The following is a 16,492-nucleotide window of genomic DNA, read 5'->3' as shown; positions in this document are numbered from 1 at the left end:
CCTAGCCCTTTGCCGGCGCGGCCCCGACCGGTCGGGGCGGGACAAATTCGCAGGTGACCGAAAAGATAAACGCCGTCACGCTGGGGCGGCGTTCGTCCTGCTTCGATTCCTTAATTTCCACGTTTTGGAAATAGCCTGACCGCTTCAAGTTGGTGATGAAGTTGGCCACGGCATGATTGGACCCGGCCATTCCATCCACGGTGAGCTGGTTGCCGGTCTGCTTGATCTGGGTCAGCCAGAGCAGTTCGGTGCGGTTGACGGTAGCGCCGAGGGAGTCGAGTAGCTGGACGGGCCCGGCCTGATTGCGGCGAAGGGTCTCAATCACCTCAATGCGCTGCTGGAGAACCTGCTTCTGGACCTCAAACGCTTCCACCTGTTGTTTGAGGGTTGCCAGCCGATCCTTCTCTCGCTGCTGAATGGCTACGTTGCGGTTGATGGACTGAACATCACGACCCAGGGACCAATAATGCAAGAATAGGATGATCCCCGCTCCCGCCAGAGCACTCAGCAAAAACACCAATTGTATGGTGGCTTCTAGCGGAACCGCCCTGCGTGCCGCTCTGGGTCTGGGCCTTCCGAGAAGGTTTATGCGTATCATATGGCCTCAAAGCTCCTCAGCGCCAAACCGACTGCAACTGCCAGCCGGGGTGCAAGCTCACGAATGCGCTCTTCCGGGTGTCGCACCGGGTCGTAACTGATCTTGCGAAAAGGAAAAAGCTCTTCCACGGGCACGTTGAATTCTTCTTTCAACAGTTCGAGCAAACCGGGAATCCTGGCCGAGCCGCCCGCCACATAGATTCGCTGGATGGCCTCTCCGGTGGCGGTGGCGCGGAAGAAGTCGAACGTTTTTTGGGTTTCCAGCAGGAGGATGTCGGAGACGGAATGCAGCACAGCCGCGCGGTGCTCCTCCGTCACCCCGGCCACCGCCCGGCCCTGCTTCAATCCCTCGGCGTCTTCGTAGCTGAGGTCGAGCTCCTTTTGCAGAGCGTCGGTGTACTGGTTTCCGCCCACGGAAACGTCGCGGGTGAACAGGGGCACGCCATTGCGCACGATGTTGATGTTCATGACGCTGGCGCCAATATTGAGCAAGGCCGCCGTTTGCTCCGGCGCCGGGTCATAGTTGACCTCGAAACAGTTCTGCAGGGCAAAAGCATCGATGTCCACGATGCTGGGGATTTTTCCCGCCTGGCTGAGCACGTTCGTGTGGTTCAAAATCTTTTCCTTCTTGACGGCGACGAGCAAAACATCCATCTGGGTCTCGGTGCCCTGCTCGAGCACGTTGTAGTCCAGGTTCACGTCAGAAATATCGAAGGGCACGTGCTGGCTTGCCTCCGTCTGGATGCGATCGTAAAGCTCTTCCTCGGACATGAAAGGCAGCGTGACTCGCTTCACGATCACGGAATGCCCGGAGACCGCCGTGGCCACATGCTTCGTCTTGATCCGCTGCTCGCTAAAGATCTTTTCAATCGCGCCCGAAACGGAGATGGCATCCATGATGGCGCCATCGACGACCGTGTCCGGCCCCAGCGCCTCCATGCCATAGTTGGCCAGCTCCAACCCCACCTTCCCCTGGCGCAGCTCCACCGCCTTCACCGAGCTCGATCCGATGTCCAGCCCAACCACCGCTTTTGCTTTGCCCCTTCCAAACATTTTCATTCCCCCGGCGACCGCGCTACCTTCTCCGATGCCTTTCCCCGGAACGAATCATTTGCTTTTCCATCCACCGATCCAGGATCGTCTTCTTGAACTTCCAGCGATTCCCCAACTTGAACGCAGGGATCTTGTCTTGATACACGTAACGGTAGAGCGTATCGGGTGAAACGCCCAGGTATTGGGAAGCCTGCCGGATATTCATCACTTCGCGAAGCTCAGCCATCTTCGGGAACTCGCGTACCTCCCCATGAAGGGGCTAGGCTGGGAAAAAGACGTGAACGCTTGCTCACGCAGGGGGTAGGCTAAAATCAGGCTGCCCCTATCTTTCACATTCTGGCCGTGGCTGTCAAGGAAAAATATCTAGGCAGTTCTTGGCAGTACACCCTCTAATTGCCCTAAATCGCCTGCAATCGCGGACATACCTCCCCCGGCCTGGCGGTCTGGATGCTCTTTGGGCCTCCAGTGGAAGGCAGCCTGCAAACCGAATCATCACTTGACTTCCTGGGGAAGTTTCTGTAGTTTTTGCGGCACGACCGTTTGGAAAAGCAATCTTCAGCAGGGGGTCATCATGCTCCAGAAACGCGGGTTATTGGTTGTGTTTGTTATCATGATTGTGGTCGGGCTGAGCCAGGTTGGCCAGTTGTGGGGGCAATCGGAAGCGACTACAGGGACGTTGCGCGGCACAGTAACCGATCCCTCGGGTGGGGTCATTCCGAATGCCAAGGTGACGCTCAAGCATCTGGAAACCGGCTACACCCGGGAGACAACCACCGGGCCCGACGGCTACTACAACCTGCCGCTGTTGCCCGTCGGCCTTTATGAGTTGCGAGTCGAGGCCGCCAATTTCGCCACGACACTCCAGACCAACGTGCCAGTAAACGTGGGACGGGTGGCCACGCTCGACGTGGAGCTGAAGGTTGGCGCCGCCCAAGAGGTGGTGGAGGTCACGGCAGCAATTCCCCTGGTCGAAACCACCCGGACGCAAACCTCGAGCGTGGTGGACGATGCGGCGGTGCGCGAGCTCCCCATTCACGGCCGCAATTATCTGGACTTTGTGCTTCTGACTCCGGGCGTCGTCCGCGACAACAACCGCGCCGGCGATATCAACTTTGGCGGCCTGAAGGGCACGCTCAACAGCCTACAGATCGACGGCGTGGACAACAACAACAACTTCTTCGGTCAGGCGCTCGGCCGAACGGGGGTGCGCGCTCCCTTTCAGTTCAGCCAGGAGGCGGTGGCCGAGTTTCAAGTGAAGACGAATAGCTATTCAGCCGAGTATGGCCGCGCCGGCGGCGCCGTCATCAACGTGGTCACCAAGACCGGCACCAACGAGCTGCATGGGGCGCTGTTTACCTTCTACCGGGACAACCGCCTGAACGCCAACAAGTGGGAGTTGAACCGATTGGGTCGCGCCAAGCCGCCGCTGCGCGTCTGGCAGTTCGGCGCCGTCGCCGGCGGACCTATCGTGCGTGACAAGGCCTTCTGGCTGGTCAACTACGAGGCCCAGCGGCGCAAGGAGCCGAACTCGATTATTTGCCCGGCTACCTCGGGTGCTGTCGCGGCTGCCTGCAGGGCTGCGGCGGCAGACTCCTTCCTCGGTCCACGCATTCAAGACTATCAGCGCCTGCTCGATCAGGACGTCTTCCTTGGGAAGGTAGATTGGCGCATCACGTCGAACCACAACCTGAGTGTGCGGTACAACCACCAGCGCTTCACCGGCGGCTCACTCGAGAATAGCGGCGACCTCTCCGTTCGTGATCACACCGGCGATAGCCTGGTGCGCACGCATACGCTCTCCGGGAGCCTGGTCTCGACGCTCGGGTCGAATTGGATCAACGAGTTCCGCTTCCAGTGGGGCCGTGATTCAGAACCCGGCACCGCCAACAGCACTGAGCCGGAGGCGGTTCTACGCGAGGCCGGCACCAACTTCTTGCTCATTGGCCGCAATAACTTCTCTCCTCGGGAGACCACCATCAACCGCGGCCAGTTCGTGGACAATGTCTCCTACGTGCGCGGGAAACATAGCTTCAGGTTGGGCACGGATATCAATCTGGAGCGCATCCTGAACTTCTTTCCCGGGTTGTTCAGTGGTTCCTATACCTTTTTCAGCTTGGCGGACCTTCTGGACAATCGGCGGCCGGATGCCGCTGCGCCCCTCACGGGGCGATATCAGCAAGGCTTTGGCGGGGCCGGGACGAGCGGCCCGACGACGCACCCCGACATCACTGAATACTCCTGGTTCGTGCAGGATGAATACCGCGCCACCTCGAACCTTACCCTGTCCTTCGGCTTGCGGTATGACGTGCAAACCAACGCCAAACCCTCGCTATTCAATCCGGACCCGCAACTGGCCGCACGCGGGGTGAACACGGGGCAGATGAACACCGACAAGAACAATTTCGGCTCACGGTTGGGGTTTGCCTGGTCGCCGCGTTTCCGGCGGCAATGGGTTGTGCGCGGGGGGTACGGGATTTACTATGGCCGGACGCCCTCGATCATGACGGCCACAGCAACCTCGCAAAACGGTTTGCAAGTCCTCAACCTTGATGTGGCGGGAAATTTGGCTTTCGTGCCCGCCTATCCCAATATCCTGGCTGCGCCGCCGACCGGCGCTGCACTGGCCACTCCCAACCTCTACGTCTTCGCCGGCGATTACGTCCAACCGTCCGTCCAGCAGGGCTCCCTGGGAATGGAGGTGGAACTCGCCGCCAACTGGTCGGTGGGTGCCAGCTACCTGTTTGTCAAGGGCACGCACCTATCGCGCAGCAATGACGTTAACCTGTCTGACCCCGTGCCCACCACCTTTCCCATTTCCACGGGCGGTTCGATGGCTGTTCTGCGCTTTCCCTCCACGCGCCCGGCTTCAAACTTCCGCCGTATCACCGAATTCCAATCGAACGCCAACTCGATTTATCACGGGGCGGCCTTCAATCTGAACAAGCGCTTCAGCTACCACGTTCAGCTTGGGGTGAGCTACACGTTGTCGAAGGCCATCGACGACAAGCCCGATTTCACGGCCGTGGTGGTGGGCGTCGATGACTCGAAACTGGCGGCCAACCCCAAGGGTCTCCGGGACGAGCGTGGCCTTTCCGATCAAGACTTTCGTCACCGCTTCGTGGCCCGTTATGTATGGGAGCTTGACTACTTGAACAAGCATGAGAAGTTCTTCGTCCGGCATGCCTTGGGGCACTGGTCCTTCAGCGGCATCCTCCAGGCTCAGAACGGCAAGCATTACTCGAGCCGGCTTGGCGGCGACCCGAACAACGACACCAACAGCTCTACCGACCGTGTTTCCGGCTTCAGCCGGAATACCAACACCCTGCCCAAGCAAGTCAGCTTCGACATGCGCCTCGGCCACGACTTCCCGATCTACGAGCGCGCTCGGTTCCAGTTCCTCTTCGAAGCCTTCAATCTCTTTAACCGGCCCAACTTCCGCGACGCCAACAGCATTCAGTTCAACTTGAGCAGGGCTAGCGCCGCCACTGCCACCACCAATTGCCCGGTGAACACTACCTGCTTTTTCCCGCAGTCCATCTTCGGGACGTTTGTGGGTACCTATGACCACCCGGGCGGCGGGAGCGCCAACCCCGGACCCGGGCCGCGCACGCTGCAACTGGCGGTGAAATTTCTCTGGTAGCTCCCCCAAGGAGTATCGGGATTTATCCCGATAGGCGGGTGCGGGTGAAGCCTGACCATTCATGACGGGCGGTGTTGCCGGGCTGACAATATGGGGTGAGGTGTGGGGAGCGAGCTCAGCGGGTGGCTCCCGGTGAACGATAGGAAGCTGATTGGCTGAAGCAGTCCGATGCAGGACCGGGTGAGAGGCTACAGCTCCAACCCGTACTTCTCTTCCACGCGGCGAGATTCCTCGAGGATTGCCGGCGGCGTCTTCCCCCTGAGGTTGTTCCAGACTCCCGGAATGGCGGTGCCGCAGGTGAGACACCGCCCGGCCTTCATGCGGTTTTCCAAGACGTCGTGCCAGGAGCGCTCGACGAGCTTTCCGCCGCAGCCGGGGCAGTAGGTGTGCGCCCCCTCGCTGTAGATGTTGCCCTCATAGACGTACTTCAACCCCACTTCCATGGCGATCTGTCGCGCCCGGTGGAGCGTTTCCGGCGGCGTTTTTGGCCGGTCCCTCAGCTTGAAGTCCGGATGAAACGCGGTAAAGTGTAAGGGCACATCGGTCCCCAGCTCCTTCAGGATCCACTCGGCCAGCTTCTGCGTCTCCGCCGGATCGTCGTTGAGTCCGGGGATCATCAGGTTGGTAATTTCAAACCAAACGTTGGTCTCCGTCTTGAGCCACTTCAATACCTCGAGCACAGGCCCAAAATGAGACAGGGTAATCTTGGAATAGAACGTTTCGGTGAAGGCCTTCAAGTCCACGTTGGCGGCGTCAATATAATCGTAGATGTCGTGGAAGGCCTCGCGGGTGACATAACCGTTCGTCACCATCACCGTGTTCAATCCCGCCTCGTGCGCCGCTTGCGCGATATCCACGACGTACTCGCCCCAGATCGTCGGCTCGTTGTAGGTGAAGGCCAGGCTCGGACAACCGTAACGGATGGCCAGTTTCACCACGTCCTCGGGCGGGAGATAGGCCGAGTTCACCTGGTCGTGCTTCGATTTGGAAATGTCCCAGTTCTGGCAGAAGAAGCACCCCATGTTGCACCCGGCTGTCCCCATCGAAAGAATCCGCGTTCCGGGCAAGAAGTGATTCAAGGGTTTCTTCTCGATGGGATCAATCTGTATGGCGGCCGGCGAAGCGTAACCGAGGCTGTAGAGTTTTCCGCCGACGTTCACCCGGATAAAGCAGAATCCGGTCTTGCCCTCGCCGATATGACAATGACGCGGGCAGAGATAGCAATGCGCCCGGCCATCGCTCTCTGTTTCCCACCAGCGAGCTTCTTTGAGCGTCTCCGTCTTTTGCAGAACCTTCAGATCTTCCACAGAAGTCCTACCTTCATATCCCTCCGCGGGCCAAGTTCAAGGGCTTTAGACCATTATACGACTTTGCGTGACACCATCAAAATGTTTTGCCCACGGCTGCCCTGGTTTCTTCCGCCCAGTCGAAGAACTCCTTGATCCTTTTCCGCTCCCGCCAGATCAGCCGGCAAAACTCTTGCCGCGTCAGTTTCTCGGCGTGAACACCGAAGTAGGTTTCGAGCCGCCAGCGCAAGTAGGGGCTTCTCCAAGGCCGAAGCCGGTACCCCCGGCTCATCCTCCACATGGACTTCCAAGCGGTCAACATCCCGCCCCATTCCCCCTCCGCTATTCTACTCCCCCTGAGCCCGCCTTCCCCGCGGCAACCTTGGATGCTAGAATGAGGCCCCACCGGAGATGAGGCTTCCGGCTCGATCCGAGCGGGAAAATACTCAGGTCTTCGAGGGACCATGACCGATAAGGACAAAGAAGATTGTTACTTCCGCGGCGTGGACCTTTTCGCTTCAGGCAAGCAAGACGATGCGATTCGGGCGTACGAGGAAGCTCTTGCCATCGATCCCGCCTACACCGACGCCCTTCACGGTTTGGCCCAATCCTATGCCGCCAAAGGCGAATTTGACCGGGCCATCGAAGCTGCCAAACGCATTGCCGAGATCGATCCCGACGACGTCCTCGCCCACACAAGTCTTTCCATCTTCTATCAAAAGAAAGGCCTGATCCCCGAGGCTGAGGCGGCCGCCTCCCAGGCCCGCATCCTGGGTTGGAAACAACAACTCAAAGACAAGCAGTCGCCTCCATCTTGATTCGGTTGCCGGTTTTTTGAATTGGAAAGGCGTACGAACTTGCCCAAAGGGAAAGTTGAAATCGAAAATTCTCGTTCCACACGGAGAGGCGCATGAGTCTAACCCGGGTCGGGTGGAGGCCTGCTGTCTGGCTGGTTTACATCGTCATCGTCTTTGAAATCCTGTTTATGATCAGCCCGTTCGCGCTCTACTACTACTCTGCCTACGCTCCATTCCTCAACCTGATCGGGAGCTCCCCGGCGACGGCCTGGCTTGACCGCTTCTTCCTGCCGCACTTTTCCCATACCTCCTCGCAGACGTTGGAGGCGCTTTCCCGCTGGAACGAGGGTATCTTCCTGGCCGGACTCATTCTGTTCGCCATCGGCTTTGCGCAGGTGTACGGGTCGAAGCTTCTGCGACGCGGGCAGGTGGTGAGCGGGGGGCTCTACCGCTGGATTCGCCATCCGCAATACCTCACCGTGGGCGTGATGGGCATCGGCGTGTTGCTGCACTGGCCACGGTTTCTGGTGCTGGTGGGCTACGTCACCATGCTCTTCCTCTACTACTTCTTGGCGCGGCACGAAGAGCGGAGCTGCTTGGCCCGTTACGGCGAAAGCTACCGCAGCTATCTTGCCCGTACCGGGATGTTTTTCCCCCGAAGCTGGTTCGGCTGGGTCCCGGGCTGGCTGCCGGAAAGAGGTTGGCAACGCGGGCTGGGGCTGGCGGCAGTGTATGCGTTGCTGCTTAGCGGCGCTCTACTGGCAGGTTCCTGGTTGCAGAATTATTCTCTCCAGCATATCTCGTCGTTTGCCACGGCGGACTTGGTTGTGCTCTCCCCGGCGCAATTAGCCCCTGGGCGGCTCGAACAGGCAACCAAACTCGCCCTGGCCGATGGCAACGTGGCAGAAGCGTTGCGCGCGGAAGGCTACGGCCAAGGGGAAAAATTCCTGGCCTATGTTGTGCCCATCGCCTGGCGCCTGCCTGACCTGCCCATGGAGACCCAGCAAGAGGGTGGGCACTACACACCGCGCCAGTTCAATCCCGATGCGCTCAAGGTGCTTTTCACGCGCGTTCTGATGTATGACGGGAACACGCAGGGGCTGGAGATCGTCAAGCACGCGGTCAAGCGCGAAAGCATCGTGCTGGTGAAACTCGATCTGGCCAAGCGCACGGTGCTGGGCCGGGAGAAGCCGCCGACAACCGTACGCTGGGGCGACGTCCCCACGCCCTATTTCTGAACCATGGGCTGTCGTGTAGGGGGTGGTCTCTGGACGGCCGTTGTGTAAGGCCCGGTCTTCAGAACGCCCCTCACCAGGGACTGGGCAAGCTGAAGACCGGCCCTCCCCATTGGGCAAGCTGAAGCTTGCCCCTACCGCTCCAGCTAGGCGCCCTTCGCCAGTTGCTTCTTCATCGCATCAAAAAATTGCCCAACCATGATCTTGGCCGCTCCCTGTAACATGCGCTGTCCCACCGCCGCGATCACCCCGCCCACCTGCGCTTCGCCGCCGTATCGAATTTCTGTCTCGTTACCCTTTGCCACCAGCTCAAGCGTTCCTTCTCCTGTGATAAACCCGGGCGCGCCCCGTCCCTCAATGCGCAATCGCATCCGGCTCGGTTCCACCCGCTCCCGAATTTCAACACTTCCCGCATATTTCCCGCTCACGGCGGCGATGGTCACACTCAGCTTGGCCTTGTAGATATCTTTTCCGGCAGCAACCAACTCCTCGCAGCCGGGAAGACACCTGGCCAACTGCTCCGGATTGTTCAGCAGCGACCACACTGCCGCGGGAGCGGCCGGCACCGTCTCCATCCCTTCGAGCTTCACCTTCTTCCACCCCGCGCTCGGTCAAGCGCTTTCTCGAGCGCTCGTTTCGTGATGACCTCTGCCATGGCCAGCCGGTAAGCCGCCGAAGCGTGCAGATCGGAAAGTGGCTCGACTCCCTCAGCGGCCATTGCCGACGCCTTGGCGAGGAGAGCGGCGGTCAGCCGTTTCCCGGCCAGCGCTTTCTCCACCGCTTCTGCTCGGTAGGCCTTCGCGCCAACTCCGGTCACGCCGATGCGCGCCGTTTCACAATTGCCCTTGGGATCGAGCATCAGCCGCGCCGCCGTTCCCACGATGGCAAAACCGGACGCCGGCTGATGCAGCTTGACATAGGCAGCCCCGCTCCGCTCACGATCGCGAGCAACCCTCACTTCCAGGATGATCTCTCGCGGTTGCAACGCCGTGGTCAGCAGATCAAGGAAAAAGCTCGCCGCCTCAATCGTCCGCTCCCCTTCCCGGCTTCGAACTTTGATCTTCGCTTCGAGCGCCAGGATGGCCGCCGGGTAATCCGCCCCGGGATCGGCGTGGGCCAGGCTCCCGCCCATCGTCCCGCGATTCCTCACCTGCACGTCGCCAATCTCCGCCGCTGCTTCGGCAAGCAGCGGGCAGCAGCGGCGAATTAATTCCGAAGATTCCACCTCAGCATGAGGCGTCATCGCGCCGATGGCGATCTCCGGGCCGTCGTCCCGGACGTAGCTCAGTTGCTCCAACCCGCCGAGGTCAATCAGATATTTAGGCGCGGCGAGGCGAAGCTTCATCAGAGGCAAAAGACTGTGTCCTCCGGCAAGCAATTTGGCCTCGGGGCCGTGTTGGGCAAGCAGTCCCAGCGCCTCTTCCATGCTCCGCGGACGTAAGTATTCGAATTCCGTCGGAATCATGTTGATCTCCCGCGCCGGAGGATTTGCCACAGGCGTTCGCGCTTGAGCGGCATGTCAATGTGCCGCACTCCCAAGGGGGCAAGCGCGTCCACCACCGCGTTGACGATGGCCGGCGTTGCCCCAATGGTTCCCGCTTCCCCCACCCCTTTGATTCCCAGCGGGTTCACCGGTGAGCGCGTAACCATCCGCTTCGTTTCCATCCACGGCACGTCCCACGCCCGCGGAATCGCGTAATCGGTCAATTCGCCGGTGATCAACTGCCCATTCTCGTCGAAGACCGCCTCCTCCATTACCGCCTGGCCGAGCCCCTGCACGATTCCGCCGTGGATTTGCCCGTCCACCAGCAGCGGGTTGACCACAGTCCCGCAATCATCCACCGCCAGGTAGCGAAGAAAGCGGATGTCCCCTGTCTCGCCATCCACCTCGACGACTGCCACGTGCGCACCAAAGGGAAAGGTAAAGTTCGACGGCTCAAAAAAGTTTGTCGCTTCAAGGCCCGGTTCAAGTCCTGCTGGAAGATTCCTGGCCACATAGGCCTCGGCAACGATCTCGGCGAACTTTCTCGACTTCGTTGCGTGTCCTTTCACAAACAGCCTGCCATCGGCGAAGAGAATCTTTTCGGGATCAGCCTGAAGCACGTGGCCGGCAATCTTCCGGAGTTTTTCCTTAACCTTCTGGAGCGCGTTGTAGATGGCTGTGCCGCCGACGGCGGTCGCGCGACTTCCGAATGTCCCGATCCCATACGGCACCGCCGCCGTGTCCCCGTGGATGACGACCACATCCTCCATGTTCAGGCCCAGTTCCTCCGCCACAATCTGCGAGAAGGAAGTTTCCTGCCCCTGGCCGTGGGGCGAAGCCCCGGTGAGAACAGTAACTTTCCCGGTCGGCTCGATGCGCACCGTGCCGCTTTCCCAACCCCCTGCCGGCATGGCCGAGGACGGTCCCATGGCGCATACTTCCACGTAGGTAGAGAGGCCAATCCCGACATACCGGCCTTGCTTTCTCAAGGCTGCCTGCTCCCGGCGCAGCTTGGCATAGCCGGCGGTTTCGAGCGCCAGGTCGAGGCACTTCGGGTAGTCAGCACTGTCGTAGGTGAGCCCGGTGGCGGTTGTGAAAGGAAACTCTTTGGGCTTGGGAAAATTCTTGCGTCGCACCTCAGCCGGGTCCATCTTCAATTCCTGCGCCGCCACGTCCATCATGCGTTCGACCAAATAGGTCGCTTCCGGGCGGCCCGCGCCGCGGTAGGCGTCGGTGGCCATTTTGTTGGTGAAGACGCCGGTGAGGTCAACTTTCACCGCCGGAATTTTGTAACAGCCCGGGATCATCAAGCCGGTCAGCGTCGGAATGATCGGCGTCAAGAGTTGGTAGTAGGCGCCGATGTCGGCGATAATCCGGACCTTCAGGCCCAGAATGGTCCCATCTTGCTTCACCGCCATTTCCACATCGTCAATCTGGTCGCGCCCATGGATGGTGGCGAGAAAATTTTCGCGCCTGGTTTCCACCCACTTCACCGGCTGCCCCAGTTTCTTCGCCAGGTAGGCGACGACCGCCTCTTCCCCGTAAACATTCAGCTTGCTTCCGAATGCGCCACCCACTTCCGGAGTGACCACGCGCACCGTGTTCTCAGGCACCCTGACCATCACTGCAATCTGTGTCCGGAGCAAGTGCGGGATTTGTGTCGAGGACGAGATCGTGAGGCAATCTTCTCCCGCCGCGTAGCTGGCCAACACCCCGCGCGGCTCCATCGCCATCGGAATCAATCTCTGGTTCACGAGACGCTGCTTCACAACCCGGTCAGCGTTCTTGAACGCCCTGGTAATGTCCCCGCCCTCAAGCGCCCAGGTAAAGGCCACATTGTCCTTCCACCGCTCATGAATCACCGGCGAGCCTTTTCGCAGCGCCTTTTCCGGATCCGTCACCGCTTCGAGCGGGTCGTAGTCCACCTCGACGAGGTCCACTGCGTCTCGCGCCTTGTAGCGGTCCGCAGCCACGATGACCGCAATCGCTTCCCCCACGTGGGTAACTTTCTCGATGGCCAGCGCTCGCTTCTCCGGGATCTTCATCCCGGGAATCCGGCCAGCCACAGGGATCGTTCCCAACTCCCCGGCGATGTCTGCTCCGGTCAAGACGGCCACCACCCCATCCGCCCTGGCTGCCTGCGTCACGTCCACCCGGCGCAGCCTGGCGTGGGCATAAACGCTCCGCACAAAAGCCGCGTGCAGCATCCCGGGCACTCGCAAGTCGTCCACGTAGTGGCTGATTCCCTGGATCAGCCGCGGATCCTCTTTTCGTTTGATGGGTCGCCCAATCCAGCGCGTCTTTGTCGGCATTCTGCGCTACCTCTTTTTCGCGGCCGCTCTCATCTTCCTTGCCGCCGCCTCGATCGCCGATACAATGTGCTGATAGCCTGTGCACCGGCAGAGATTCCCGGCAATGGCGCGCCGGATCTCCGCCTCGCTGGGCTTCGGGTTCCTGTTCAAGAGTTCAACCGCCGCCAGGATCATCCCGGGCGTGCAGTAGCCGCACTGCAAGCCATGCTCCTCCCAGAATGCTTCCTGCACGGGGTGCAGCTTTCCATTGCTGGCAAGTCCCTCAATAGTTTGAATCGAATGCCCGTCCGCCTGCGCGGCGAGCACCGTGCAGGACTTTACCGCCCGCCCATCAAGCAAAACCGTGCATGCCCCGCACAGGGTCGTCTCACACCCAATGTGCGTCCCGGTCAGGTCCAGGACATCACGCAGGTAGTGGACCAACAAGAGCCGCGGCTCGACTTCCGACCGGCGCTCCTTCCCGTTGACCTTCACTTCGATCCTGGTCGTCGCCATTCCACCTCCAGCTAGGCAACCCGGCTGGCAGCCCCGCCAGTGCAACGCTGGCCGGCAAGCTGGCCCTCGAGAGATTCCACGGTTTTTGCGGGAAACGCGCCCGACAATAGCGCGCTCCTCGGAAAAATGCAAGACCAGAAAGAAGAACGAAATCCAAAAATCGAAAAGCGAAGAGCGGAATGCGGAGATGGCTGCTTTTCGAATTTCGATTTTCGAATTTCGTACCGGCGCTTACGCTTTTCCGTCCCGGACAATCTTGAGGAAGTATTCGTGGATGGTCGTATCGCCAGTCAGTTCGGGGTGGAAGGTCGTCACCATGAGTCTTCCCTGTTGCACAAAAACCGGCTGGCCTTCAAATTTCGCGAGCACTTCAAGGCCCTCACCCACCTTTGCGATGATCGGAGCGCGAATGAAGACCATCTCGAGAGGTTCCTGCTTCAAATCACACCGGCCTTCCTTGACCGCGCTCGCAATCTGCCTTCCGTAGGCGTTCCGCGCCACCGTCATGTCCATCAGCCCGAGCGCGGGCTGCTCCGGGTGGGTTACCTTCCCGGCCAAAAGAATAGCTCCGGTGCACGTGCCAAAGACGGCCTTGCCCAGCGCGGCAAATGTCTTGATCGCCTTGCCCAAGCCCTCCTCCTCAAGGAACTTGAGCATGGTTGTGCTCTCACCCCCCGGCAGGATCAGCCCGTCGAGACCCTCCAGTTCCTCCGGTCGCTTCACCAGCCGGTACTCGACCCCGAGCCGCTCGAGCATCCTGCCGTGCGCCTCAAAGTCCCCCTGCACCGCCAAAATCCCGATCTTCATCTCATCCCCAACCTCGACAAGGGTGCCTCCCCTTCCAACGGTTCCAGCCCGGCAATAGAAAACCTTGAAGGGGAAATCTCCTTACCAGCCGCGCGTCTGGAGCAGCTCCTCGGGCTTGAGCTTGGCGACGTCAAGCCCCTTCATCGCCTCGCCGAGTTCCTCGGATGCCTCCAGCACGGCCTTGGGATCGTTGTAGTGCGTCGTTGCCTTGACGATGGCTCGCGCGCGCCTGGCCGGATCTTCCGACTTGAAAATGCCCGAGCCAACGAACACCGCTTCCGCCCCGAGCTGCATGACCATGGCGGCATCGGCCGGGGTGGCAATGCCGCCGGCGGAAAAGTTGGGGACAGGCAACCTGGCGTTGCGGGCGACCCATGTCACTCCTTCGACGGGCGCTCCCAGCTCTTTCGCCTTCGCCACCAGCTCATCCTTGCCCAGCGTCGCCAGTTTTTTCATTTCCCCGACAATGGCTCTCATGTGCCGCACGGCCTCAACCACGTTGCCGGAACCGGCCTCGCCCTTCGTCCGGATCATCGCCGCGCCTTCGGCGATCCGTCGCAGAGCCTCGCCCAGGTTTCGACAGCCGCACACAAAGGGCACCTTGAAAGGGTGCTTCCAGATATGGTGCTCTTCATCGGCCGGCGTCAGCACTTCGCTTTCGTCAATGAAGTCCACCTCGAGCGCTTCCAGCACCTGCGCCTCGGCAAAATGGCCGATGCGCACCTTCGCCATCACCGGAATCGAGACCGTACCCATGATGGCGCGGATAATCTTCGGCGAGGCCATGCGCGCCACGCCCCCTTCCTTGCGGATATCCGCCGGGACACGCTCGAGGGCCATCACCGCCACCGCTCCGGCATCTTCGGCGATCTTGGCCTGTTCGGCATTGGTGACATCCATAATCACCCCGCCCTTGAGCATCTCCGCAAGGCCAACCTTGACTCGCCACTGATTGTCATCCATAAAGCTGAGCATCGCCGTCCTCCCACTCTACCTTGATCATCTGATCGCCTTTCAAAAATCTTGGCGGGGACATGTGGCCGGGTCAGCACGTGGCCAGCGCCGCCCAATAGATTCCCCCCAGGGGATCAAAGCTCGCCGCCAGTCCCGCATCGCCAAGCAAAGCTTCGAATCGTCCTCGCGAAAATGTCTCCGAGCGATGGCCATCTGCGGTTGCCAGCACGTCGTCGCTGCTCTGGCTCCAATCGATCGGGGCCATCAGCCCCTTCCGCGCCAGCCGGTCGTACCACTCGAGCCGCGGCGCCAGCGAAGATTCCGCATAGACGACGACAAGCAGGGTGGCTCCTTCCTTTGCCACGCGGCGCAATTCCCCGAGCATCGCCGCTTTCTCCTCGCCGACCATCCCCAGGGTGTTCTGGACGCAAAAGACAGCCTCAAAAACGCCGTCACGGAAGGGGATGCGCCCGCCGCGCGCCGCCACCAGTTGCCCCTCCACACCCTTCTTCTTTGCTTCTGCGAGGTAACCCAAGACCAGGTCGAACCCGAAGAGCCGCCGATCGGCGCGCTTCAATCCCTCGAACACGCGCCCCGAGCCGCAACCTGCCTCCAGAATTCTTCCCGGCGGCGCGACGCGGTGAATGAGTTCGAGCTCGGCCGCCAATCCGCGCTGGATTGCTTCCGGCGCGCTACAGTAGCACTGCTCAATGAAATCGTCTGCCCGACTGCGGTAGAAATCGGCGCTGCCGGTTGCCGTCGCCGTTTTCTGCCCGAGCTTCTCCATCGCCAATGATCATCCCCACAAAATTGCGGTCTTACACCAGCGCCACGGCCGCTTCCCTTCTCCCGGGCGCACGCCCTTTCCTGCGCTGGCGCATTTCCGCCTTCAACAAGCCGCCGAGCAGCGCGATGCCCCGCCGAATCTGATCGTCTTCGAGCCCGGCAAAGCTCAAGCGCAAGGTGTTCGGTTCCGCGTTTTGGAAAAAGAACAGTCTTCCCGGGGCAAAGAGAATGCCTCGTTCTCGCGCACGGAACAAAATCTCACTCGCATCCAATGACCTGGGCAATGTCACCCAGACGGCCATACCGCCCGCGGGCTTGGTCCAGCTAACACCTTCAGGCATTTGCTTTTCGAGAGCACCCTCGGTCACTTCCAGGCGCCGCCGATAGACCTTTCTCATCAGCTTCAAGTGGCGGGCCACCTGGCCGCTCCGACCGAATTCCGCCAGGGCAGCTTGCGCCAGTTGATCGGTGTGGAGGTCGCTTGCCTGCTTCACGCTGCGCAACCTCGAAATGACTTCCGGGGCGGCTACGCACCAGCCCACGCGCAGACCCGGAAAGCAAATCTTGGAAAAACTGTTCAAGTAGATGACGATTCCGGACTTGTCGAGGGCCTTGAGGGGCGGCCATGCCGGCCCGCGCAGGTGCAAGCCGCCGTAAATGTTGTCCTCGACGATCGCCACCCGGTGCGCGGCTGCCAGCTCGAGGATTCGCCTTCGCACGGCAAGGGTAAGAGAGGTGCCGGTCGGATTCTGGTAGTTCGGCGTCAACAGCAACACCTTTGGCTTGGCCTGCTCGAGAAGCATCTCGAGCGCCTGCAGATCCAGCCCGTCCGGCCTCACCGGCACTCCCACCAACCGCCCTCCCGCCCGGCGAAAGACGGAGACTGCACCCGGATAGATCGGGTTCTCGAGAGCGACCGCGTCCCCCGGCCGCACCAGGGCTTTCGCCGTCAGGTCGAGCGCCTGCTGGCAGCCGTTGGTGATCAGGATTTGATTCGATTCGACAGAGATCCCCTCTTCACGCAGCCACTCCTGCAGCCACTCTTTT

16 protein-coding genes are annotated in these 16,492 nt (G+C 60.5%); 3 read left to right on the top strand and 13 right to left on the bottom strand.

Annotated features, from left to right (window positions below; genetic code table 11):
• Position 1: 1 nt before the first annotated feature.
• The 3 genes from VIH17_00180 to VIH17_00170 all read right to left on the bottom strand — a co-directional run bounded on the left by VIH17_00180 (position 2) and on the right by VIH17_00170 (position 1,876).
• A complete protein-coding gene (locus tag VIH17_00180; GenBank protein HEY4681648.1) occupies positions 2-517 on the bottom strand; it encodes a PilN domain-containing protein in 516 nt (171 codons plus the stop codon).
• Positions 518-594: 77 nt separating this feature from the next.
• Positions 595-1,650 (bottom strand): type IV pilus assembly protein PilM, encoded by a 1,056-nt coding sequence (pilM, locus tag VIH17_00175; protein HEY4681647.1) that lies wholly within the window; start codon positions 1,648-1,650, stop codon positions 595-597.
• Positions 1,651-1,672: 22 nt separating this feature from the next.
• Entirely contained in the window at positions 1,673-1,876 is a 204-nt protein-coding gene (locus VIH17_00170; GenBank protein ID HEY4681646.1) for a helix-turn-helix domain-containing protein, read from the bottom strand.
• Positions 1,877-2,221: 345 nt separating this feature from the next.
• On the opposite strand from VIH17_00170, the gene VIH17_00165 reads away from it, so the two are divergent.
• The gene (locus tag VIH17_00165; GenBank protein HEY4681645.1) at positions 2,222-5,290 is read left to right on the top strand and encodes a TonB-dependent receptor; all 3,069 of its coding nucleotides are present in this window, start codon (positions 2,222-2,224) and stop codon (positions 5,288-5,290) included.
• Positions 5,291-5,478: 188 nt separating this feature from the next.
• On the opposite strand, the gene amrS is transcribed toward VIH17_00165, so the two are convergent.
• Positions 5,479-6,597, bottom strand: coding sequence for an AmmeMemoRadiSam system radical SAM enzyme (gene amrS, locus VIH17_00160; GenBank protein ID HEY4681644.1), 1,119 nt, complete (start codon positions 6,595-6,597; stop codon positions 5,479-5,481).
• 76 nt (positions 6,598-6,673) lie between these two features.
• Complete coding sequence (locus VIH17_00155; GenBank protein ID HEY4681643.1) at positions 6,674-6,826, bottom strand: hypothetical protein; 153 nt, start codon at positions 6,824-6,826, stop codon at positions 6,674-6,676.
• A 214-nt stretch (positions 6,827-7,040) separates the two neighbouring features.
• Between VIH17_00155 and VIH17_00150 the strand changes: the two genes are divergently transcribed.
• Both VIH17_00150 and VIH17_00145 read left to right on the top strand, forming a co-directional pair.
• Complete coding sequence (locus tag VIH17_00150) at positions 7,041-7,394, top strand: tetratricopeptide repeat protein (GenBank protein HEY4681642.1); 354 nt, start codon at positions 7,041-7,043, stop codon at positions 7,392-7,394.
• Positions 7,395-7,486: 92 nt separating this feature from the next.
• A complete protein-coding gene (locus VIH17_00145) occupies positions 7,487-8,611 on the top strand; it encodes an isoprenylcysteine carboxylmethyltransferase family protein (GenBank protein ID HEY4681641.1) in 1,125 nt (374 codons plus the stop codon).
• A 143-nt stretch (positions 8,612-8,754) separates the two neighbouring features.
• On the opposite strand, the gene VIH17_00140 is transcribed toward VIH17_00145, so the two are convergent.
• The 8 genes from VIH17_00140 to VIH17_00105 all read right to left on the bottom strand — a co-directional run.
• Complete coding sequence (locus VIH17_00140; GenBank protein ID HEY4681640.1) at positions 8,755-9,198, bottom strand: carbon monoxide dehydrogenase subunit G; 444 nt, start codon at positions 9,196-9,198, stop codon at positions 8,755-8,757.
• Positions 9,195-10,073 carry a xanthine dehydrogenase family protein subunit M gene (locus tag VIH17_00135; protein ID HEY4681639.1) on the bottom strand — a complete coding sequence of 293 codons (879 nt, stop codon included), beginning with the start codon at positions 10,071-10,073 and terminating at the stop codon, positions 9,195-9,197. The genes VIH17_00140 and VIH17_00135 overlap by 4 nt, the downstream gene beginning before the upstream one ends.
• Entirely contained in the window at positions 10,070-12,403 is a 2,334-nt protein-coding gene (cutA, locus tag VIH17_00130; protein HEY4681638.1) for a glyceraldehyde dehydrogenase subunit alpha, read from the bottom strand. The genes VIH17_00135 and cutA overlap by 4 nt, the downstream gene beginning before the upstream one ends.
• A gap of 6 nt (positions 12,404-12,409) precedes the next feature.
• Positions 12,410-12,898 (bottom strand): (2Fe-2S)-binding protein, encoded by a 489-nt coding sequence (locus VIH17_00125; GenBank protein ID HEY4681637.1) that lies wholly within the window; start codon positions 12,896-12,898, stop codon positions 12,410-12,412.
• Positions 12,899-13,129: 231 nt separating this feature from the next.
• On the bottom strand, positions 13,130-13,705 hold the full coding sequence (gene pdxT / locus VIH17_00120) for a pyridoxal 5'-phosphate synthase glutaminase subunit PdxT (protein HEY4681636.1): 576 nt from the start codon (positions 13,703-13,705) through the stop codon (positions 13,130-13,132).
• An 81-nt stretch (positions 13,706-13,786) separates the two neighbouring features.
• Positions 13,787-14,668, bottom strand: coding sequence for a pyridoxal 5'-phosphate synthase lyase subunit PdxS (pdxS, locus tag VIH17_00115; GenBank protein ID HEY4681635.1), 882 nt, complete (start codon positions 14,666-14,668; stop codon positions 13,787-13,789).
• Positions 14,669-14,750: 82 nt separating this feature from the next.
• Positions 14,751-15,446 (bottom strand): class I SAM-dependent methyltransferase, encoded by a 696-nt coding sequence (locus tag VIH17_00110; GenBank protein ID HEY4681634.1) that lies wholly within the window; start codon positions 15,444-15,446, stop codon positions 14,751-14,753.
• Between the two features lie 31 nt (positions 15,447-15,477).
• The coding region (locus tag VIH17_00105) for a PLP-dependent aminotransferase family protein (protein HEY4681633.1) at positions 15,478-16,492 on the bottom strand (1,015 nt) is incomplete at its 5' end.

Source organism: Candidatus Acidiferrales bacterium (genome assembly GCA_036514995.1).
In the GTDB taxonomy this organism is placed as follows: Bacteria; Acidobacteriota; Terriglobia; order Acidiferrales; family DATBWB01; genus DATBWB01.
Note: the sequence above shows the minus strand (reverse complement) of the source record. Positions and strands in the feature narration are given on the sequence as shown.

Excerpts from the sequence above, each read along its gene's own strand:
- pilM (HEY4681647.1), bottom strand. The coding sequence starts at position 1,650 with ATGTTTGGAAGGGGCAAAGCAAAAGCGGTGGTTGGGCTGGACATCGGA.
- VIH17_00170 (HEY4681646.1), bottom strand. The coding sequence starts at position 1,876 with ATGGCTGAGCTTCGCGAAGTGATGAATATCCGGCAGGCTTCCCAATAC.
- VIH17_00165 (HEY4681645.1), top strand. The coding sequence starts at position 2,222 with ATGCTCCAGAAACGCGGGTTATTGGTTGTGTTTGTTATCATGATTGTG.
- VIH17_00150 (HEY4681642.1), top strand. The coding sequence starts at position 7,041 with ATGACCGATAAGGACAAAGAAGATTGTTACTTCCGCGGCGTGGACCTT.
- VIH17_00145 (HEY4681641.1), top strand. The coding sequence starts at position 7,487 with ATGAGTCTAACCCGGGTCGGGTGGAGGCCTGCTGTCTGGCTGGTTTAC.
- VIH17_00135 (HEY4681639.1), bottom strand. The coding sequence starts at position 10,073 with ATGATTCCGACGGAATTCGAATACTTACGTCCGCGGAGCATGGAAGAG.
- cutA (HEY4681638.1), bottom strand. The coding sequence starts at position 12,403 with ATGCCGACAAAGACGCGCTGGATTGGGCGACCCATCAAACGAAAAGAG.
- VIH17_00125 (HEY4681637.1), bottom strand. The coding sequence starts at position 12,898 with ATGGCGACGACCAGGATCGAAGTGAAGGTCAACGGGAAGGAGCGCCGG.
- pdxT (HEY4681636.1), bottom strand. The coding sequence starts at position 13,705 with ATGAAGATCGGGATTTTGGCGGTGCAGGGGGACTTTGAGGCGCACGGC.
- pdxS (HEY4681635.1), bottom strand. The coding sequence starts at position 14,668 with ATGGATGACAATCAGTGGCGAGTCAAGGTTGGCCTTGCGGAGATGCTC.
- VIH17_00110 (HEY4681634.1), bottom strand. The coding sequence starts at position 15,446 with ATGGAGAAGCTCGGGCAGAAAACGGCGACGGCAACCGGCAGCGCCGAT.